Below are 19236 nucleotides of genomic sequence, written 5' to 3'. Positions count from 1 at the left end.
TGGCATGGACTCGGTCAGCTGCGGGCGAAAAGCGTTCGGGAAGTGTCGGACCTCACACCTAGTTTCGCTGGCATGAGCAACGCGATCCTCGTCGAGGAACTGCAGAAGCGCTTCGGGTCCAACACCGCGCTGGCAGGGGTCGACCTCGCCGTGCCCGAGGGCAGCGTGCTCGGCCTGCTCGGGCCCAACGGGGCGGGGAAGACCACCGTCGTCCGCATCCTCACCACGCTGCTGCAGCCCGACGCCGGGCGCGCCGAGGTGGCGGGGATCGACGTGCTGCGCGAGCCGGACCGGGTGCGTTCGCTGATCGGGCTCACCGGCCAGTACGCCGCGGTCGACGAGTACCTGACCGGGTTCGAGAACCTGGAGATGGTGGGCCGGCTGTACCGGCTCGGGAAACGCGAGTCGCGGGAGCGGGCGGGGGAGCTGCTCGAGCGCTTCGACCTCGCCGACGCCGCCAACCGCCCGGCCAAGACGTACTCCGGGGGCATGCGGCGCCGGCTCGACATCGCCGCCTCGCTCATCGCCCGGCCCCGGGTGCTGTTCCTGGACGAGCCGACCACCGGCCTCGACCCGCGCAGCCGGCTGGGCATGTGGGAGTTCATCGCCGACCTCGCCGGCGGCGGGACGACGATCCTCCTGACCACCCAGTACCTGGAGGAGGCCGACCGGCTCGCCGACGGGATGGTGGTCATCGACCGGGGGAGGGTGATCGCCCGCGGCACGGCCGACGAGCTCAAGGCCCAGGTGGGCGGTCAGCGGCTGGAGTTCGCCGTCACCGACGCCGGGGCGCTGCCGGCGATGGTCGAGCTGCTGCGGCCGCTGGCCGTGGACGAGCCGCACGTCGACGAGCAGGCGCGCCGGCTGAGCATCCCCGTCAGCGGGGGTGCGGAGGTCCTGGCCGAGGCGCTGCGGCGGCTCGACGGCCACACCGCCGACATCTTCGACGTCGGGCTGCGCCGCCCCGACCTCGACGACGTGTTCCTGGCGCTGACCGGGCACGCCGCCGAGGACGACCCGGCCGCTGCCGACAAGACCCCGGCCGAGCCGGTCCCCGTGGGAGGCACGCGATGACCTCGCTGTCCGAGACGCTGTCCGACAGCGTCGTCATCACCAAGCGCAACCTGATCAAGGTCAAGCGGGTGCCCGACCTGATCGTGTTCGCCACGCTCTCGCCGATCATGTTCGTCGTGCTGTTCCGCTACGTGTTCGGCGGCGCGATCGGCGGGCTGCCGCCGGGCATCAGCTACGCGGAGTTCCTGCTGCCGGGGATCTTCGCCCAGACCGTCGTCTTCGGGTCCACGATCACCGGCGCGAGCATCGCCGACGACCTGCAGAAGGGGCTGATCGACCGGTTCCGGTCGCTGCCGATGTCCCGCTCGGCGGTGCTGGTCGGGCGCACGGTCGCCGACGCCGGGCTCAACGTCATCTCCATCGCGGTGATGGCACTGACCGGTCTGCTGGTCGGCTGGCGGATCAACTCGTCGCTCGGCGAGGCGATCGGCGGGTTCCTCGTGCTGCTGGTCTTCGCCTACGCGATCTCGTGGCTGATGGCGATGGTCGGGTTGCTGGTCCGCACGCCGGAGGTGGTCCAGAACGCCAGCTTCATCGTGATCTTCCCGATCACGTTCATCGCGAACACCTTCGTGCCGCTGGAGACCTTCCCCGCGGTGCTGCGGACCTTCGCCGAGTGGAACCCGGTCTCCTCGGTCACCCTCGCCGCGCGGGAGCTGTTCGGCAACGTGCCGCCCGGCTACCCGGAGCCCGAGGCGTGGTCGCTGCAGAACCCCGTGCTCTACACGCTGCTGTGGACCGCGCTCATCCTCGCGGTCTTCGTGCCGGTGTCGGTGCGCCTCTACAAGCGGACCGCCAGCCGCTGAGCCACCCGTCCCGGCGCCGGTGGCCGGGGACCGTCCGGTCCCCGGCCACCGGCGTCCGGCTGTCGCCGGGACGAGTGGGGGCCGGAGGCCTCCGCGAGGAGTGGCGGGTCCGGCTCAGCGGCGGTCGGGACGGCACCTGGCCGCGGTGTCGTCCGGAGGGCGACGATGTCATCGATGAGCGCCGAGCCCGCCCCCGCCGTCCCGTCCGCCGACAACCCGCTGCTGGCCGAGTCGCCGCTGCCCTTCGGCCTGCCGCCGTTCGGCGACATCACCCTCGAGCACTGCCGCGAGGCGGTGCTGGCCGGGATGGCCGAGCAGCGCGCCGAGCTCGGCGCGATCACCGGGTCGACTGAGCCGCCCACGTTCGCGAACACCGTCGAGGCGCTGGAGCGCTCCGGCGCGCTGCTGCGCCGCGCCGGGGCGGTGTTCGGCAACCTCTCCTCCTCGCTGTCCACGCCGCGGCTGCGCGAGATCGAGCGCGAGCTCGCGCCGCTGGAGGCCGCGCACGCCGACGCGCTGCGGCTGGACCCGGTGCTGTTCGCCCGCGTCGACGCCGTCCACGAGGCACGGCACGACGCGGGGCTGGACCCCGAGGCGGTCCGGCTGGTCGAGCGCCACCACCTCGACCGCGTGCTCGCCGGCGCCCGCCTCGACGACGCCGGCCGCGCCCGGCTCTCGGAGATGAACCGCGAGCTCTCCGAGCTGTCCACGCAGTTCGGCCAGAACCTGCAGCTGGCCACCGAGGCCGCCGCCGTCCGGGTGGCCGACGCCGCCGAGCTCGACGGGCTCTCCGACGAGGAGGTCGCCGCGGCGGCCCGCGCCGCCGCCGACCGCGGCCTCGACGGGTACGTGCTCCCGCTGCTGCTGCCCACCGGTCAGCCGGTGCTGGCCAAGCTGCGCGACCGGGAGCTCCGCCGCCGGGTGTTCGAGGCGTCGGTGACCCGCGCGTCGTCGGGGGAGCACGACAACGGCCCGGTGGCCGGGCGGATCGCCCGGGTGCGCGCCGAGCGGGCCCGGCTGCTGGGCTTCGCCACCCACGCCGACCTGGTGCTCGCCGACCAGACCGCCGGCAGCACCGCCGCCGTCGACGCGATGCTCTCCTCGATGGTCGGGCCGTCGACGGCGAACGCGCGGGCCGAGGCGGAGGTGCTGGCCGAGGCCGCCGCCCGCGACGGCGTGACCGACCTGGCGCCGTGGGACTGGGCCTTCTACAGCGAGCGGGTGCGCGCCGAGCGGTACGCCGTCGACACCGCGGCGCTGCGGCCGTGGTTCGAGCTGGACCGCGTCCTGGTCGACGGCGTCTTCCGGGCGGCCGAGCTGCTCTACGGCTTCACCTTCAGCCCGCGTCCGGACCTCGCCGGCTACCACCCCGACGTCCGCGTCTGGGAGGTCAGCGGTCCCGACGGCGAGGCGGTGGGCCTCTACCTCGGCGACTTCACCGCCCGCGAGGGCAAGCGCGGCGGAGCGTGGATGAGCTCGTTCGTCACCCAGTCGCGGCTGCTCGGCACCCGGCCGGTCGTCGTCAACAACCTCAACGTGGCCCGCGCACCGGAGGGGCGGCCGACGCTGCTCACCCTCGACGAGGTCGACACGCTGTTCCACGAGTTCGGCCACGCGCTGCACGGGTTGAGCTCGGCGGTCACCTACCCGCGCTTCGCCGGGACCGCCGTGCCGCGCGACTTCGTCGAGTTCCCCAGCCAGGTCAACGAGATGTGGGCGCTGTGGCCGCAGGTGCTGTCCGGCTACGCGCGGCACGTCGAGACGGGTGAGCCGCTGCCGTCGGCCGTCGTCGAGGCCCTCGACGCCGCCCGGCTGTGGGGGGAGGGCTTCGCGACGCTGGAGTACCTCGCCGCGACGCTGCTCGACCAGGCCTGGCACCGGATCACGCCGGAAACGGAGATCGGCGACCCCGCGGAGTTCGAGCGGCGGGCGCTGGCCGACGCCGGCGTCGCCGACGACCTGGTGCCGCCGCGCTACCGGACGACGTACTTCCAGCACGTCTTCGCCGGCGGCTACGCGGCGGGCTACTACAGCTACATCTGGTCGGAGGTCCTCGACGCCGACACCGTGGAGTGGTTCCGCGAGAACGGCGGGCTGCGGCGGGAGAACGGCGACGTCTTCCGCGAGCGGCTGCTCTCCCGCGGCGGCGCGGTCGACCCGCTGGAGGCCTTCCGCGCCGTCCGCGGCCGCGACGCCGACCCCGCGCCCCTGCTCCGCCGCCGCGGCCTCACCCCGGCCTGAGCGACCGGAGGTCGGTCGTGCCGAGTGGGCCCCGGAGGGGTCCGCGCAGGCACGACGCAGCGGCTCAGCGCAGGCGGGGGACGGCACCTGGCCGCGGTGTCGCCCGGTAGGGCGACGGTGTCAGAGCCAGGGGAGCGAGAGGACCAGGTCGAGGTCGTCGGGGGCGTCGCCGTCGCGCACGAGCCGGTTGGGCTGGCGGTGGCCGCACGCGGTGCAGCGGTGGACCACCTGCCAGCCCTTGCCGGACTTCTCGACCAGCCCGATCGGCTCCATCGGCTGCCGGCACCCGCTGGCGCGGTCACCGGGCAGGTCGTCGACGTGCAGCGACCACAGGCAGACCGGGCAGTGGTTGCGGTAGTGCCCGTCGGTGTTCGCGGGGACGTCGGCGGTGCAGTGGACGCAGACGAAACCGGTGTTCTCCGCCCGCCGGGACCGGGCCATGCCCGTGACGGGGCGCGCGGCGCGGGTCAGGGGACGAACGGCTCGACGGCGACGACCTCGACGGTGATGTCGCGGCCGTTCGGCGCCTGGTACGTGACCGTCGTCCCGGGCTCGGCGCCCATGATCGCCGAGCCCATCGCCGACTCCGGCGAGTAGACGGCGAGGTCGGTCGTGCCGGCGATCTCGCGCGAGCCGAGCAGGAACTTCTCGGTCTCGTCGTCGCCCTGGAAGCGGATGGTGATGACCGTGCCGAGCTCGGCGGTGGTGGCCGTCGTGGGCGGCTCGCCGACGCGCGCCTTGCGCAGCAGGTCGGTCAGCTGCCGGATCCGGCCCTCCTGCTTGCCCTGCTCCTCCTTGGCGGCGTGGTAGCCGCCGTTCTCCTTGAGGTCGCCCTCCTCGCGGCGGGCGTTGATCTCCGCGGCCATGGCGGGCCGGCCGGCCACCAACTGGTCGAGCTCGGCCTTCAGCCGGTCGTGGGCCTCCTGGGTCAGCCAGATGCCCTGCTCGTTCTCAGTGGGGGTGGTCACGCGAGGTACTCCTGCAGCTCGGGGGCCACCTCCCGGACGGGAGGCGGTCGACGTCGATCCGGCCAAACTAACACCGGAGAACGCGCCGTTGCAGGGACTCGGACGGCCCCTGCGGGGGAGCGGACCGTACTCGACGTCACGGTGACGAGCACCACATCCACGCCTCCGGGCGACGGGGGCCACGGCGTCCCGTCGTCACCTCGGGGGACACTGGCGGGGTGACCGACGCCCACCAGTTGCGCCTGCTCGCCGTGCACGCCCACCCCGATGACGAGTCGAGCAAGGGCGCCGCGACCATGGCCCGGTACGTGGCCGAGGGCGTCGAGGTGCTGGTGGCGACCTGCACCGGCGGCGAGCGCGGCTCCGTGCTCAACCCGGCGCTCGACCGCCCCGAGGTCTGGGAGCGCCTGCCGCAGCTGCGTGTCGAGGAGATGGCGCGCGCCCGCGAGATCCTCGGCGTCTCGCAGGAGTTCCTCGGCTTCGTCGACTCCGGCCTCCCCGAGGGCGATCCGCTGCCGCCGCTGCCCGAGGGCTGCTTCGCGCTGGTCCCCACCGAGGAGGCCGCCGCGCCGCTGGTCGAGCTGATCCGCCGGTTCAGGCCGCACGTCGTGCTCACCTACGACGAGAACGGCGGCTACCCGCATCCCGACCACATCAAGACCCACGAGATCTCCGTGCACGCCTTCGAGGCGGCCGGCGACCCCGAGCGCTACCCCGACCTGGGTGAGCCCTGGCAGCCGAGCAAGCTCTACTACCACATGACCTTCACGCTGACCCGCGTGCGGGCGCTGCACGAGGCGATGCTCGAGGCCGGCGCGGAGTCCCCCTACGCCGAGTGGCTGGCGAACTGGGACCCCGAGCGCGACATGTCCGCCCGGGTGACCACCCGGGTGCCCTGCGCGGAGTACTTCCCGGTCCGCGACGCCGCCCTCATCGCGCACGCCACCCAGATCGACCCCGCCGGCCGCTGGTTCGCCTGCCCGATGGACGTGCAGCAGCAGGTGTGGCCGACCGAGGACTACGAGCTGGCCCGCTCACTGGTCGACTCCCCGCTGCCCGAGGACGACCTGTTCGCCGGCATCCGCAGCGAGGTCCCGGTCCCGTGAACGCCGCGATCATCGAGGGTGTCCTGGCCGCCGAGGAGCAGCTGCCCGAGGACGTCGGCAAGTCCGGCCCGCTCGGCCTGTTCCTCCTCCTGGTGCTGCTGGTCGCCGTCGCGCTGCTGGTGCGCTCGATGAACCGGCACCTCCGGGGCCTGCCGCGCAGCTTCGACGACGACCGCGACGGGCCGCGGGTCGTCGTCCCCGACACCCCGGCCGAGCTGGTCGACGAGCCGCGCCGGCCCGGTCAGGACCTGCTCGACGACCTGCGCCGCGCCCCCCGCGCCATCGAGGGGCCGCGGCCCGAGCGTCGCGACGACGACCGGACGGACCCGCCGGCGCGCTGACGCCGGCGGGCCCGCGGGTCACCGCGCGGTCAGGAACGGCTCGATCTCGCGGGTGATCGCCGCCCGCGGCCGGGCGCCGACGACGGTGGCCACGACCTCGCCGTCGCGGAAGAGGCTCATCGTGGGCAGGCCCATGACCCCGTAGGCCCGCGCGGTCTCGGGATCGGCGTCGGCGTCGATCTGCACGACCCGCAGCCGGTCGCGCTCCTCGGTGGCCAGCTGCTCCAGGACCGGCGTGACCATGCGGCACGGCGGGCACCAGGCCGCGGTGAAGTCGACGAGCACGGGCACGTCGCTGCCGAGGACGTCGGCGGCGAACGTGGCGTCGGTGGTCTGGGGCAGGGTCGTGCTGGTGCTCATGGCGTTCCCTCTCGGAGGACGGAGGCGACCAGCCGGTCGCCGGAGGTGATGTCGGCCCCGCAGTCGCACACCAGGTGTGCGCCCACGTGGCCACCGCAGCCGGCGTGCCGGTAGGTCACGTCGGCCGGGCGGTCGTCGGCCAGGTGCCGCGCCGCCCAGTCGGAGAAGCCGGCGAGGACCGGCAGCAGGTCGCGTCCGGCGTCGGTGAGCACGTACTCCTGCCGCGGCCGGGCGCCGGGCAGGACGTACTCCCGCGGCTCGAGCACGCCCGCGGCCACCAGCCGGCGCAGCCGGTCGGAGAGCACGGTGCGCGGTGCGCCGGTCGTCTGCTGCAGCTCGCTGAACCGGCGGACGCCGAGGGCCGCCTCGCGGACGACGAGCAGCGCCCAGCGGTCGCCGAACAGGGAGAGTGCCTCGCTCAGGGCCACAGTGCTGAGTATGGACTCAGGACTCAGCCTGCGTCGAGAGGTCGGTCCACGAGGGCTCGCGGGCGGCCGGGCCGGGGGTGTTCGGCCCGGCCGCAGTGCTCACCAGGTGTGCGCGACGTCGACGACGAGGCGTGCGCCGTCGCCCGGGCCGTCGAGGACCAGCACGCGGAACGGCAGCCGGGCGCGCACGCCGAGGCCCACCGTGCTGGAGCCCTCGAACGACTGCGCCCAGGCGACCTGCCGGAAGGTGCGGTAGCCGCCGACGGCCACCGCCTCGGCGTCGACGCGCGGGTCGTAGCTGGCCCGCCCGTCCTCGTACGCGGGGGTGTGCACGACCACCTGGAGGTCGGCAGCCCCGCGCAGCGGCACCGGCCGGCCCGATCCGTCCTGCGCCACCTGGCCGACGTAGCGGACGTCGTAGGAGACGTCGGCGGCGTCGATCCCGTCGAGGTCGAGGACCAGCCGGTCGTAGCAGTCGTGCCGGCCGGCGCGGACGTCGTCGAGGGTGCCCCCGCCGCGGTCGGCGACGGCCTCCGGCAGCGAGCCCCACGCGGTGCCGCAGCCGGCGGCGGAGGCCGAGGGGAGGGCGGTACCGAGGGTGGCCGCGCCGAGGGTGGCGGCCAGGACGACGGCGGCGCGGGTGCGGATGGTGCTCATGTCGGGCTCCCGGGTTCAGGGGGATGTGCTGACGTCGGCGAGGATCCGCCGTCGCCCGCCCCGCGCACCATGGCCAGGGTCGCCCACGGACGTCGATCCTCGGGCCCCCGGCATGTGCACAAGTGACAGAAGCGAGGCCTCTCGACGCGACACGAGGTGGCAGGTGCGCGTCCGTCGCCGGAGGGTGACGGTGGGTGCTGTCCGCTCAGGGCGGAGCGGGGGTACTCGCCCTCTGCCGGCGACCGTCTTACCGTGTAAGCGTGTAATCACCTGCTGCCGAGGAGGCCGCTGTGCACGGACACCACGCCCGATTCGCCGACTCACCCTTCGCCCGGATGGGCGCCCCGGGTTTCCGCCGCCGCGGCCCGGGTGGCCGCGGGGGAGACGCCCCGCCGCCGGTCGACCGCGCCGAGGTCGCCGGCTGGTTCGCCGGGCGGCTGCCCGACGGCTGGTTCACCGGCCCGGTGGACCTCGTCGTCGACCGTGACGAGATCACCGTCGTCGGCCCGCTGGCCGAGCCCGACGCCGGGGAGGGCGACCCCGCCGCCGCCCGCGCCGGGCGCATCGCCCGCTTCCGCGAGGACACCCGCGAGCAGCGGATGGCCATCGCCGACGCCGCGCAGGAGCGCTACGGCCGGTCGGTGGCGTGGGGCGCCTCCTGCGGCGACGTCCGCGAGGTGTTCACCAACGCCTCGGTGCCGGTGATGACCCGGCTGCGCCAGTCCGAGCGGCTGGTGCTCGACACCCTCGTCGACGCCGGCGTCGCCCGCTCCCGCTCCGAGGCCCTGGTCTGGGCGGTGCGGCTGGTGGGGCAGCACGCCGACGCCTGGCTGACCGAGCTGCGCGACGCCATGTCCTCGGTGGAGGAGGTCCGGGCGCGCGGCCCGCAGCTCTGAGCTGCCAGGCTGCCGGGGTGAGCCCGGAGCTGCTGCGGTCCGCCTACGGCGCCCTGTCCGCCCTGGTCACCGACCTGATGCCGGAGGAGGGGGACCGGCCCAGCGGCTGCGCGGGCTGGGCGGTCCTCGACCTCACCCAGCACCTGCTCGACGACGCCCGCCGGGGACTGGTCGCGCTGGCCACCCCGGCGGGCGGGCCGCCCACCACCGACGCCGTCGCCTACTGGCGCTCCTGGCAGCCCTCGCCCGAGGACGACGACTCCACCGCGTGGCGCACCCGCGTGCGGGCCAGCGCGACGGGCGGGATGCCGAACCTGGCACCCCTGTACGCGGAGACGGCGGCCGCGGTGTGCGTGGCCGCGGGCCGCGCCGACCCCGGCGAGCTGGTGGCGACGCAGGGGTGGGTGGTCCGCGCCGGGGACCTGGCGTCCACGCTCGCCGTCGAGGCCACCGTCCACCACCTCGACCTGGTGGCATACCTCGACCGGCCCGGGCCCCCGGCCGACGGGCTGGCCGAGGTCCGGCGGGTGCTCGAGGGGCTGCTCGGCGGTCCCCTGCCGGCCGGGTGGGACGACGCCACCGCCGCCCGCCGCGGCACCGGCCGCGAGCCGCTGTCCGGCGCCGACCGCGCCGCCCTGGGGGAGTGGGCCGCCCGCTTCCCCCTGTTCGCCTAGGGCACCGCGCTGAGCAGGGACACTGGGGGCGTGCCCGCCCCCTCTGCCGTCCCCGCCGCCACCGACGTCCTGGTGGTGGGAGCCGGGCCGGCCGGGTCGGCCGCCGCCGCGTGGGCGGCGCGCGGGGGTGCCGACGTCCTGCTCGCCGACGCCGCCGTCTTCCCCCGCGACAAGGCCTGCGGCGACGGGCTGACCCCGCGCGCGGTCGCCGAGCTCGACCGGCTCGGCCTCGGCGACTGGGCGCGGAGCAAGGCGCGCAATCGCGGCCTGCGCGCCGCCGGCTTCGGCCGGGTCTGGGAGCTGCCCTGGCCCGGCGGGGCGTTCCCCGACCACGGCAGCGCCGTGCCGCGCACCGAGCTCGACGCCCGCATCCGCGCCTGCGCCCTGCAGTCCGGCGCGACGCCGCTGGAGGGCGCGCGGGCGGTCGACGTCGAGCGCGACGGCGACCGGGTGCGCGGCGTGGTGTTCGACGTCGGTGGAGAGCGGGCCACCGTGCGCTGCGAGCGGCTGGTCGTGGCCGACGGCGTCCGCTCGCCCCTGGGGCGGCTCCTCGGCCGGGAGTGGCACCGCGACACCGCCTACGGCGTCGCCGCCCGCGGCTACGCCACCTCCGGCCGCAGCGACGACGAGTGGATCTCCTCGCACCTGGAGCTGCGCGACGCCGAGGGCGAGCTGCTGTCGGGCTACGGGTGGGTGTTCCCGCTCGGCGCCGCGGCCGGACAGGTGAACATCGGCGTCGGCACGCTGGCCACCGCGCGCCGGCCGGCCGGGGTGCAGCTCAAGGCGCTGCTGGAGACCTACGCGGCCGCCCGCCGCGAGGACTGGGAGCTGTCCGGGCCGGTGCAGGCGCCCGCGTCGGCGCTGCTGCCGATGGGCGGTGCGGTGTCGGGCGTGGCCGGGCGCAACTGGGCGCTGGTCGGCGACGCCGCCGGCTGCGTCAACCCGCTCAACGGCGAGGGCATCGACTACGGCCTGGAGACCGGGCGCACCCTCGCCGGGATGCTGGACGAGGCCGACTGGTCGGCGGCCTGGCCGGCCAGCCTGCGCGGCCACTACGGCGAGGCGTTCTCCATCGCCCGCCGGCTCGCCGGGCTGCTCACCCTGCCGCGCCTGCTGCCCGCGGCGGGGCCGGTCGGCATGCGCTCGCGCGTCCTGATGACGGTGGCGCTGCGGGTGATGGGCAACCTGGTCACCGACGCCGATCGCGACGCCGTCGCCCGGGCCTGGCGTCTGGCCGGCCGGGTGTCCCGCCGCCTCGACGAGCGCCCGCTGTTCGCCTGAGGCTGTGCACTTCCGCGGAAGTGCACAGCCTCGGCGCTCAGACGAAGGGCGAGTTGTACATCGCGAAGTAGACGGCGATGTAGTGGCAGATCGCGGCCACGATGGTCATCGCGTGGAAGACCTCGTGGTACCCGAAGACGCCCGGCCACGGGTTCGGCTTCTTGATCGCGTAGGCGATGCCGCCGACCGTGTAGAGCACCCCGCCGGCCGCGAGCAGCACCAGCGAGGTGACGCCGGCGATGTGCAGGATGTCGGTGAGGATGAAGACGGCGACCCAGCCCAGGCCGATGTAGAGGGGCACGCCCACCCAGCGGGGCGCCGTCGGCCAGGTCAGCTTGAGGCAGACGCCGGCCAGGGCCCCGGCCCAGACGCCGCCGAGGACCCAGTAGCCCAGGGGCTGGTCGACGGCGAGCAGCGAGAACGGTGTGTACGTGCCCGCGATGAACAGGAAGATCATCGAGTGGTCGAGCCGCTTCATGACCTTCCAGCCGCGCGGTGACCAGCGCCGCCGGTGGTAGAGCGCGCTGATGCCGAACAGCCCGCAGATGGTCAGGCAGTACACGGCGACGGAGAACCCGGCGCGGGCGCCGAGCACGGAGCCCAGCGGGATCAGCACGGCGCCGGCGACGATCGCGCCGAAGAAGGCGAACAGGTGCAGCCAGCCGCGCATCCGCGGCCGTGTGTCGGGGTGGTCCCAGTCGTCGTCGTCGAAGTCCTCGGCCGTCCAGGTCCGCTCGACCTGCTGGCCCTCGTCGAGGACGGCGGCGACCGCCGGGCCGCGCGGAGCCTCGATCTCGGCCCCGTCGGACTGCACCCGGACGTGCTCGCGATCGTCGGGGAGGGTGCTCATGGACCGAGGTTACGGACCCGTAGGTCCACCTGCACCGGCAGCGACCTGTGAGTTCGCCGTCAGCCCGGCGGAGGCCGCGGACGCGCCCGGGAGGCAGCGGAACGGCGGCGTCCCGGGGCGCCTAGGGTGTGCGCCGTGGGGGCGCGACAGTGGGTCCGCGACGCGCTGACCCAGCTCTACGAGCGCCGGCTGGCACAGCAGCTGGTGGGCGCCGACGTCCCCCGCCACGTGGGCGCGATCATCGACGGCAACCGGCGCTGGGCGCGGGCCACCGGGCTGCTCGACCCGAACGCGGGACACCGCCGCGGCGCCGACCGGATCGCCTCCTTCCTCGGCTGGTGCGACGAGGCCGGCGTCGAGGTGGTCACCCTCTTCCTGCTCTCCACCGACAACCTGTCGCGGCCCGAGCCGGAGCTGACGCCGCTGCTGCGGATCATCGAGGGCGTCGTCGAGGACCTCTCCGCCCCCGACCGCCGCTGGCAGCTGCACCCGGTCGGCGCGCTGGGCCTGCTGCCGGCCGAGACGGTCAGCGTCCTCAAGGAGGCCGAGGAGGTCACCCGCGACCGGCCGGGCGCCACGGTCAACCTCGCCGTCGGCTACGGCGGGCGCCGGGAGATCGCCGACGCCGTCCGCTCGCTGCTGGCCGACCACGCCAGCCGGGGGACGTCGCTGGACGAGCTGGTCGAGTCCCTCGACGTCGAGCACATCGCCGAGCACCTCTACACCCGCGGCCAGCCCGACCCCGACCTCGTCATCCGCACCAGCGGCGAGCAGCGGCTGTCGGGCTTCCTGCTCTGGCAGACGGCGCACTCGGAGTTCTACTTCACCGACGTCTACTGGCCCGACTTCCGGCGGGTGGACTTCCTGCGCGCGCTGCGTGCCTACGCGGCGCGGCACCGCCGTTTCGGTGGGTGACAGACTCGGGCGCATGGCTGCCGGCACCGTCGACGTCCCCCTCGAGTACGTGCGGCTGGGCCTGCGCTTCGACCGACTGGAGGCCGGTTTCGTCGACGCCTACACCGGTGAGAAGCGGATCCGCGCGGAGGTGGAGAGCGAGCCGGCGCCCACCCCGCAGGCGCTGCGCGACCAGGCCCGCGCCCTGATCCGTGAGCTCGACGACGCCGACCTCCCCGAGGACCGCACCGCCTTCCTCCGCGGCCAGCTCACCGGCCTGGAGTGCAGCGCCCGGAAGATGAGCGGCGAGCCGGTCGGCTTCCTCGACGAGGTCCGCAGCTACTTCCAGGTCGACCTCGTCCTCGGCGACGCCGCCCACTACGCCGCCGCGCACGCCGAGCTCGACGCGCTGCTGCCCGGCGACGGCACCCTCGCCGAGCGCTACGCCGCGCACCGCCGTCGCGAGGAGTGCCCGCCGCAGCGGCTGGAGGCGGCCGTGCACGCGCTGTCCAGCGCGCTGCGCGACCGGGTGCGCGGCCGCTACGGCCTGCCCGAGGCCGAGACGGTCCGCTACGAGGTGGTCACCGACAAGCCGTGGTCGGGCTTCAACTACTACGAGGGCGACTTCCGCTCGCGCGTGGCGATCAACGCCGACCTGCCGCACCGGCTCAGCCAGCTCGCGCACCTGGTGGCCCACGAGTCCTACCCCGGCCACCACACCGAGCACTGCCGCAAGGAGCGCGGGCTGGTCGAGCGCGACGGGCACCTCGAGCACACGGTGTTCCTCGTCAACACGCCCGAGTGCCTCATGGCCGAGGGGCTGGCCGACCTCGGGATCGACGCCGCCGTCGGCCGGGGATGGGGGCCGTGGGGCGCCGAGGTGCTCGGCGACCTGGGCCTGCGCTTCGACGGGCACCTCGCCGAGCGGATCGCCGCGGCCGCCGCACCGCTCAACCGCGTCCGCCAGGACGCCGCCGTGATGCTGCACGACCGCGGCGCCGACGCCGACGAGGTGGCTGCCTACATCCAGCGCTGGTCGCTGGTCAGCCCCGACCGGGCCCGCCAGCAGTTGCGCTTCCTCACCCACCCCCTGTGGCGGGCCTACATCACCACCTACGTCGAGGGCTACGACCTGCTGCAGCGCTGGCTGGCCGCACGGCCGGAAGGGCAGGACGTCGCCGACCGCTTCGTCCGCCTGCTCGACGAGCCGCTGACCCCCGCCGTCGTGACCGCCGAGCTGTCGGCCGCCTGACCGGTGCCCCGCCGCGACCCCCGGGAGGCCCGCGCGCTCGGCCTGTGGACGGCGGGCTGGCTGTTCGCGCTGCTCCTCGCGGGCCTGCTGTGGATCGGCGACCTCGCCGTGCAGTGGCCGGTGCTCGCGGTCCCGCTGGTGTGGGCGCTGGTGGCGCTCCGGCCGCGGGGCGGACGGCGGTCCCGCGACGAGTGGCCGCCGGACGACGACCTGGCCGGCTGGCCGCCGCCGGACGACGTCCCGCCGCGGACGCCGCCCACCCGGGAGCTGCCCTGGCTCCCCGACGTACCCCGGGACCACCGCCGTTCCGAGTGAGGACGCCCACCCGGGAACGGGTGAGGGCGCTGTCCGGTCGCCGGTCGGGCCGGGCACAGTGGGCGCATGTCGACCACGCGGCTGCTGCTGCTCGGGGCGGTGCGGGTGTTCCAGCCGGTGCACGGCTACCTGCTGCGCCGCGAGCTGCTGAGCTGGCAGGTCGAGGACTGGGCGCACGTCAAGCCGGGCTCCATCTACTCGGGCCTGCGGACGCTGGCCGGCCGCGGGCTGGTCGACGAGCTGCCCGGCGACCCGGTGTCCTACCGGCTCACCCCCGACGGCGAGGTCGAGTTCCGTCGGCTGCTGGACCTGGCGCTGCGCGAGCCCGCGCCCGGCGACCCCTCGCGACTGCTGGCGGGCCTGTGCTTCGTCACGGTCCTGCCGCGCGCAGAGGTGCGCGAGGCGCTGCGGGCGCGGGCGCTGCACCTGGAGGCCGCGGCGTCGGGCACGGCGGCACGGGTGCGCAGCGTGGCCACCGACCGGCTGGCGCCGGCGACGACCGCTGAGCTGTTCCGCGTCACCGGGCACTGGATCGAGGGCGAGCGCGCGTGGGTGCGCGAGGTGTGCGGGCGCCTCGACGCCGGCCACTACCGGTTCGCCGGCGAGGAGCCGGGCCCCGACCTCCCGGTCGACGGCCTCTGGCCGCCGGCGGTGCTCGGCGACGCGCCGGAAACGGGTTGACCACGCGGTAGTCAAAGTTGAACACTGCCCGCGTGATCGAGGCTCGCGGGCTCGCCCGCACCTTCCGGAGGAAGAAGCAGGAGGTCCGCGCCGTCGCCGGTGTGGACCTCGACGTCGCAGCCGGCGAGATCGTCGGCTTCCTGGGTCCCAACGGGGCCGGCAAGACCACCACCCTGCGCATGCTCACCACGCTGCTGGTGCCCACGGCGGGCACCGCGACCGTGGCTGGCTGCGACCTGCTGGCCGACCCGGTCGGCGTGCGCCGGCGCATCGGCTACGTCTCGCAGAGCGGCTCCACCCAGCCCGAGGCGCTGGCGGGGGAGGAGGTCGTCGACCACGGCCGGCTCTACGGCATGAGCACCGCCGACGCCACCGCCCGCGGCCGCCGGCTGTTCACCGAGCTCGACCTCGAGGGGCTGTGGGAGCGCAAGCCCAAGGCGATGTCCGGCGGCCAGCGGCGCCGCCTCGACATCGCGATGGGCCTGGTGCACGAGCCCGGGCTGGTCTTCCTCGACGAGCCCACGACCGGCCTGGACCCGCAGGCGCGGGCCAACCTGTGGCAGCACATCCGGGGGCTGCGCGAGGAGCGGGGGACGACGGTCTTCCTCACCACGCACTACCTCGACGAGGCCGACGCCCTGTGCGACCGGATCCTCGTCATCGACTCCGGCGCGATCGTCGCCGAGGGCACGCCGGACGCGCTGAAGTCCGGCGTCGGCGGCGACGTCCTCACCGTCACCGCCGCCCGCGCCGACGAGGTGGGCGCGGTCGCGCGGCTGGTCGCCGGGCTGCCCGGCGCCGAGCCACCGCAGGTGCACGGCGACCGGGTGGTCGGCCGCGTCCCGAACGGCGGCGGCGCGCTGGTGCAGCTGGTCCGCGAGCTCGACGCCGCGGGCCTCGGCGTCGCCGGCATCGAGAGCCGCCGGCCCAGCCTCGACGACGTCTTCCTCGGGCTCACCGGCCGGTCGCTGCGCGAGGAGGGCGCCCCCGTGGCGCCCGTCGTCCCCGAGCCCGAGGGAGCACTGCGATGACCCTGCCGGTCGCCACCAACAGCATCGGCCGCGACACCTGGACGGTCTTCGCGCGGGCCATGCGGCTCTCGCTGCGCAACCCGGCGTGGGTGGTCATCGGCCTGACCCAGCCGGTCCTCTACATCCTGCTGTTCGGGCCGCTGCTCGAGCCGCTGTCGGGCCAGCTCGGGTCGGGCAACGCCTACCAGGTGTTCGTGCCCGGGATCCTCGTGCAGCTGGGCATCTTCGGGGCGCTGTTCGTCGGCTTCGGCCTGATCGCCGAGTGGCGGGCCGGCGTCGTGGAGAGCCAGCGGGTCACCCCGGCCAGCCGCACGGCGCTGCTGCTCGGCCGGGTGCTGCGCGACGTCGTCGTCCTGCTGGTGCAGGGGACGGTGCTGGTGCTGGTGTCCATCCCGCTCGGGTTGCGCGCGCCGGTGCTCGGCGTCGTCCTGGCGCTGCTGGTCGTCGCGCTCCTGGGCGCGGCGTTCTCGGCGGTGTCGTACGCGCTGGCCCTGACGCTCAAGAGCGAGGACGCGTTCGCGCCGCTGCTCAACGCCGTCGTCCTGCCCGTGCTGCTGCTGTCGGGGATCCTGCTGCCGATGACCCTGGCGCCCGGGTGGTTGCAGGCGGTCAGCGACGTCAACCCGCTCAAGCACGTCGTCGACGGGGTGCGGTCACTGTTCGACGGCTCGTACACGTCCGCGACGGCGTGGTGGGGGCTCGGGCTGACCCTGGCGATGGCGGCGCTGGGCTGGTGGTTCGGCGTGCGGCGCTTCCGGCGGGAGTCCGGCTGAGCGACGGGTGGGACTCGTGGGTCCCCCCGAGGAGGGACACGCCGCCTCGTCGTCATGTGACCGTCACCTCCCCGCTCTAGCGTCCGGGGTGGACGACGGGCCCGCCCCGCCGTCCACGGGAGGCCCGGTTGGTGCTGACGATCTCGTCGACCAGAGGGGCCGGTCCCCGGCTCCTGTGCCGGGGCCCGGCCACCTTCGAGCCGGGGTGCAGCACGCGCCCCATCGGGAGTCGACCGTGACCACTCGCCGCACGTACGTCCTCGACACCTCCGTCCTGCTCTCCGACCCCCGCGCGCTGCTGCGCTTCGGCGACGCCGACGTGGTGCTCCCGCTCGTCGTCATCGGAGAGCTCGAGGACAAGCGGCACCACCCCGAGCTCGGCTGGTTCGCCCGCCAGGCGCTGCGGCTGCTCGACGACCTCCGGGTCACCCACGGCCGGCTCGACGCGCCGGTGCCGGTGGGGGAGGACGGCGGCACGCTGCACGTCGAGCTCAACCACAGCGACGCCGCGGTGCTGCCGGCCGGCTTCCGGAACGACAGCAACGACAGCCGGATCATGGTGGTGGCGCTCAACCTGCGCGCCGACGGCCGCGACGTCTGCCTGATCACCAAGGACGTGCCGCTGCGGGTCAAGGCGGCGGCGGTCGGCCTCGACACCGACGAGTACCGCGTGCTCGACGCCGTCGACGCGGGCTGGACCGGCATGGCCGAGCTGTCGCTGGAGGACGCCGAGCTCTCGGCGCTCTACGACACCGGCGAGGTGTACGTGCCGGCGGCCGCGGAGCTGCCCGCGCACACCGGGCTGGTGCTGCTGTCGTCCCGCGGGTCGGCGCTGGGGCGGGTCACGCCGGACAAGCAGGTGCGGCTGGTGCGCGGCGACCGCGAGGCGTTCGGCCTGCACGGGCGCTCGGCCGAGCAGCGGGTGGCGCTGGACCTGCTGCTGGACCCCGAGGTCGGGATCGTCTCGCTCGGCGGGCGGGCGGGCACCGGCAAGTCGGCGCTGGCGATCTGCGCCGGGCTGGAGTCGGTGATGGAGCGGCGGGCGCACAAGAAGGTCGTCATCTTCCGGCCGCTGTACGCCGTCGGCGGCCAGGAGCTCGGGTACCTGCCGGGCGGTGAGGGCGAGAAGATGTCGCCCTGGGCGCAGGCGGTCTACGACACCCTCGGCGCGCTGGTGTCCAAGGAGGTCCTCGAGGAGATCGCCGCACGCGACCTCATCGAGGTGCTGCCGCTGACCCACATCCGCGGCCGCTCGCTGCACGACTCGTTCGTGATCGTCGACGAGGCGCAGTCGCTGGAGCGCGGCGTCCTGCTGACGGTGCTGTCGCGGCTGGGCAGCGGGTCGCGGGTGGTGCTCACCCACGACGTCGCCCAGCGGGACAACCTGCGGGTGGGCCGGCACGACGGCGTCGCCGCGGTGGTCGAGCAGCTCAAGGGCCACCCGCTGTTCGCGCACGTGACGCTGACCCGCTCCGAGCGCTCGCCGATCGCCGCGCTGGTCACCGAGATGCTGGAGGACTTCCCCCTCTGAGCTTCCGCCGCCGGCCGGGCTCTTGCGGTGTTCCACCCGCTTCTGCGGTCTCGCAGGACCGCAGAAGCGACGAGAACACCGCAAGAGCCCGGTCACAGCGGTCGTCCGGCGCGGCTGAACGCCCGGCGGACGCGGCGGTCGACCACGGACGGCGTGTCGAGATCGGCCCAGGTCCAGCGGGCCACCTCCCACCCGGCGTCACGGATCTCGTCCTCGCGGAGCTTCTCGCGGAAGACGACGTCGCCGGCGTCCCGTCCCTCGTCGGCCCGGTACTTGATCCGCCCGTCGAACTCGCCGATCGTCGAGTGTGCACGCCAGCCGAAGTCGCAGCGGCCGATCACCGACCGGTCGGGGCGCACCAGCCGCACCTGCAGGTCGGGAGCCGGGATCCCGAGGCGGTGGAGCACCACCCGGCTGCGACTCTCGCCGACGCTCTCGCTGCGCCCGTCGGCGAAGGCGGCGACGCGAGCGGCCCCGCGGGACCCGGGTACCGGACCCATCCGCCCGAGGCAGGCGGCCAGGTCCTCCCGCGACAGGCTGCCCGTGGCCAGCGCGGCGTCGGCGGCGACGACCGCGGACTCGAAGGACACCGACCGGGCGAGGTCGACCACCGTGCGGGCCAGGGTCGTGGTGAGCACGCCGTCGACCAGGGTCACCTCGCTGTCGGGCAGGCGGGCGACGTGCAGGTGGACCCGCGCGCTGCCACTTCCGCCGGCGGGCGGCCGCCTCGTCACGTGCACGCGCACGCTGTCGACCCGCCACAGCGGCAGCCCGTGGAGCACGGCGGCCGAGCTGTGACTGACGACGCTGCCGTCCCGCAACGCCGGAGCGGTGCCCAGGACGAGCGCACGATGCCGCGAGAGCCCGGCCGTCGGATCGAGGTAGGCGCCTCGCCGGATCCGGGTCAGGTCACCCCGGCGGACCGCTCGAGCCAACTCGTCGTCGGTCAGGCCGGCGGCGAGGGCCGTTGCCCTCCGCAGGACAGGCCCCGTGGGGAACCAGTCGGTCATGCGCCGACCGTCGCTGCCGTCGATCAGTGGTGACGCCGGTCAGAGCGATCTGTGGACCACGTCCCGC

The 19236-nt window shown here is 74.8% G+C and carries 22 protein-coding genes; 15 read left to right on the top strand and 7 right to left on the bottom strand.

Going from position 1 to position 19236, the window contains the following annotated elements; genetic code table 11:
• Positions 1 to 72 precede the first annotated feature (72 nt).
• The 3 genes from FN207_RS07365 to FN207_RS07355 all read left to right on the top strand — a co-directional run bounded on the left by FN207_RS07365 (position 73) and on the right by FN207_RS07355 (position 4121).
• On the top strand, positions 73 to 1074 hold the full coding sequence (locus FN207_RS07365) for an ATP-binding cassette domain-containing protein (protein WP_142457658.1): 1002 nt from the start codon (positions 73 to 75) through the stop codon (positions 1072 to 1074).
• Positions 1071 to 1880 (top strand): ABC transporter permease, encoded by an 810-nt coding sequence (locus FN207_RS07360; protein WP_142457656.1) that lies wholly within the window; start codon positions 1071 to 1073, stop codon positions 1878 to 1880. Before FN207_RS07365 ends, FN207_RS07360 begins: the two co-directional genes overlap by 4 nt.
• Before the next feature lie 174 nt (positions 1881 to 2054).
• A complete protein-coding gene (locus FN207_RS07355) occupies positions 2055 to 4121 on the top strand; it encodes a M3 family metallopeptidase (protein ID WP_142457654.1) in 2067 nt (688 codons plus the stop codon).
• A gap of 120 nt (positions 4122 to 4241) precedes the next feature.
• Here the strand turns inward: FN207_RS07355 and FN207_RS07350 are convergent, their stop codons facing one another.
• Positions 4242 to 4562 carry an RNHCP domain-containing protein gene (locus FN207_RS07350; RefSeq protein WP_142457652.1) on the bottom strand — a complete coding sequence of 107 codons (321 nt, stop codon included), beginning with the start codon at positions 4560 to 4562 and terminating at the stop codon, positions 4242 to 4244.
• A gap of 26 nt (positions 4563 to 4588) precedes the next feature.
• Positions 4589 to 5089 (bottom strand): transcription elongation factor GreA, encoded by a 501-nt coding sequence (gene greA / locus FN207_RS07345; RefSeq protein ID WP_142457651.1) that lies wholly within the window; start codon positions 5087 to 5089, stop codon positions 4589 to 4591.
• A gap of 218 nt (positions 5090 to 5307) precedes the next feature.
• Between greA and mca the strand changes: the two genes are divergently transcribed.
• Positions 5308 to 6195, top strand: coding sequence for a mycothiol conjugate amidase Mca (mca, locus tag FN207_RS07340; protein WP_142457650.1), 888 nt, complete (start codon positions 5308 to 5310; stop codon positions 6193 to 6195).
• A complete protein-coding gene (locus FN207_RS07335) occupies positions 6192 to 6536 on the top strand; it encodes a hypothetical protein (RefSeq protein WP_142457649.1) in 345 nt (114 codons plus the stop codon). Before mca ends, FN207_RS07335 begins: the two co-directional genes overlap by 4 nt.
• A gap of 18 nt (positions 6537 to 6554) precedes the next feature.
• On the opposite strand, the gene trxA is transcribed toward FN207_RS07335, so the two are convergent.
• From trxA to FN207_RS07320, 3 genes are all read right to left on the bottom strand, one after another.
• Positions 6555 to 6896: a thioredoxin gene (gene trxA, locus FN207_RS07330; RefSeq protein ID WP_142457648.1), complete on the bottom strand. Its 342-nt coding sequence runs from the start codon at positions 6894 to 6896 to the stop codon at positions 6555 to 6557.
• Positions 6893 to 7324, bottom strand: coding sequence for a winged helix-turn-helix transcriptional regulator (locus tag FN207_RS07325; protein WP_221888083.1), 432 nt, complete (start codon positions 7322 to 7324; stop codon positions 6893 to 6895). The genes trxA and FN207_RS07325 overlap by 4 nt, the downstream gene beginning before the upstream one ends.
• A gap of 99 nt (positions 7325 to 7423) precedes the next feature.
• Positions 7424 to 7981, bottom strand: a complete 558-nt coding sequence (locus tag FN207_RS07320) for an AMIN-like domain-containing (lipo)protein (RefSeq protein WP_142457646.1) — start codon at positions 7979 to 7981, stop codon at positions 7424 to 7426.
• A gap of 290 nt (positions 7982 to 8271) precedes the next feature.
• Here FN207_RS07320 and FN207_RS07315 point away from each other — a divergent pair, with 290 nt between their 5' ends.
• From FN207_RS07315 to FN207_RS07305, 3 genes are read left to right on the top strand one after another with little or no spacing between them, the layout of a single operon-like run.
• A complete protein-coding gene (locus FN207_RS07315; protein ID WP_199505174.1) occupies positions 8272 to 8877 on the top strand; it encodes a hypothetical protein in 606 nt (201 codons plus the stop codon).
• 17 nt (positions 8878 to 8894) lie between these two features.
• Complete coding sequence (locus tag FN207_RS07310; protein WP_142457645.1) at positions 8895 to 9551, top strand: maleylpyruvate isomerase N-terminal domain-containing protein; 657 nt, start codon at positions 8895 to 8897, stop codon at positions 9549 to 9551.
• A 30-nt stretch (positions 9552 to 9581) separates the two neighbouring features.
• A complete protein-coding gene (locus FN207_RS07305) occupies positions 9582 to 10832 on the top strand; it encodes a geranylgeranyl reductase family protein (RefSeq protein ID WP_142457644.1) in 1251 nt (416 codons plus the stop codon).
• A 37-nt stretch (positions 10833 to 10869) separates the two neighbouring features.
• On the opposite strand, the gene trhA is transcribed toward FN207_RS07305, so the two are convergent.
• Entirely contained in the window at positions 10870 to 11682 is an 813-nt protein-coding gene (gene trhA, locus FN207_RS07300) for a PAQR family membrane homeostasis protein TrhA (protein WP_110907594.1), read from the bottom strand.
• A gap of 135 nt (positions 11683 to 11817) precedes the next feature.
• Between trhA and FN207_RS07295 the strand changes: the two genes are divergently transcribed.
• The 7 genes from FN207_RS07295 (at position 11818) to phoH2 (ending at position 18159) form a co-directional block, all read left to right on the top strand.
• Positions 11818 to 12597 (top strand): isoprenyl transferase, encoded by a 780-nt coding sequence (locus FN207_RS07295; RefSeq protein WP_142457643.1) that lies wholly within the window; start codon positions 11818 to 11820, stop codon positions 12595 to 12597.
• Positions 12598 to 12610: 13 nt separating this feature from the next.
• Positions 12611 to 13828: a DUF885 domain-containing protein gene (locus FN207_RS07290; protein ID WP_142457642.1), complete on the top strand. Its 1218-nt coding sequence runs from the start codon at positions 12611 to 12613 to the stop codon at positions 13826 to 13828.
• A 3-nt stretch (positions 13829 to 13831) separates the two neighbouring features.
• On the top strand, positions 13832 to 14143 hold the full coding sequence (locus tag FN207_RS07285; protein WP_142457641.1) for a hypothetical protein: 312 nt from the start codon (positions 13832 to 13834) through the stop codon (positions 14141 to 14143).
• A gap of 66 nt (positions 14144 to 14209) precedes the next feature.
• Positions 14210 to 14824 (top strand): PadR family transcriptional regulator, encoded by a 615-nt coding sequence (locus FN207_RS07280; protein WP_142457640.1) that lies wholly within the window; start codon positions 14210 to 14212, stop codon positions 14822 to 14824.
• A gap of 32 nt (positions 14825 to 14856) precedes the next feature.
• Positions 14857 to 15855 carry an ATP-binding cassette domain-containing protein gene (locus tag FN207_RS07275; protein ID WP_142457639.1) on the top strand — a complete coding sequence of 333 codons (999 nt, stop codon included), beginning with the start codon at positions 14857 to 14859 and terminating at the stop codon, positions 15853 to 15855.
• Complete coding sequence (locus FN207_RS07270) at positions 15852 to 16628, top strand: ABC transporter permease (protein WP_142457638.1); 777 nt, start codon at positions 15852 to 15854, stop codon at positions 16626 to 16628. Before FN207_RS07275 ends, FN207_RS07270 begins: the two co-directional genes overlap by 4 nt.
• 235 nt (positions 16629 to 16863) lie before the next feature.
• On the top strand, positions 16864 to 18159 hold the full coding sequence (phoH2, locus tag FN207_RS07265; RefSeq protein ID WP_142457637.1) for an RNA 5'-3' helicase PhoH2: 1296 nt from the start codon (positions 16864 to 16866) through the stop codon (positions 18157 to 18159).
• A 92-nt stretch (positions 18160 to 18251) separates the two neighbouring features.
• Here the strand turns inward: phoH2 and FN207_RS07260 are convergent, their stop codons facing one another.
• Positions 18252 to 19169 carry a type IV toxin-antitoxin system AbiEi family antitoxin domain-containing protein gene (locus FN207_RS07260; RefSeq protein ID WP_142457636.1) on the bottom strand — a complete coding sequence of 306 codons (918 nt, stop codon included), beginning with the start codon at positions 19167 to 19169 and terminating at the stop codon, positions 18252 to 18254.
• Positions 19170 to 19236: the final 67 nt, after the last annotated feature.

The organism is Geodermatophilus aquaeductus (genome assembly GCF_900182545.1).
In the GTDB taxonomy this organism is placed as follows: domain Bacteria; phylum Actinomycetota; class Actinomycetes; order Mycobacteriales; family Geodermatophilaceae; genus Geodermatophilus; species Geodermatophilus aquaeductus.
The sequence above is the reverse complement of the archived record's forward strand: the minus strand, read 5'-3'. Positions and strand labels throughout refer to the sequence as shown.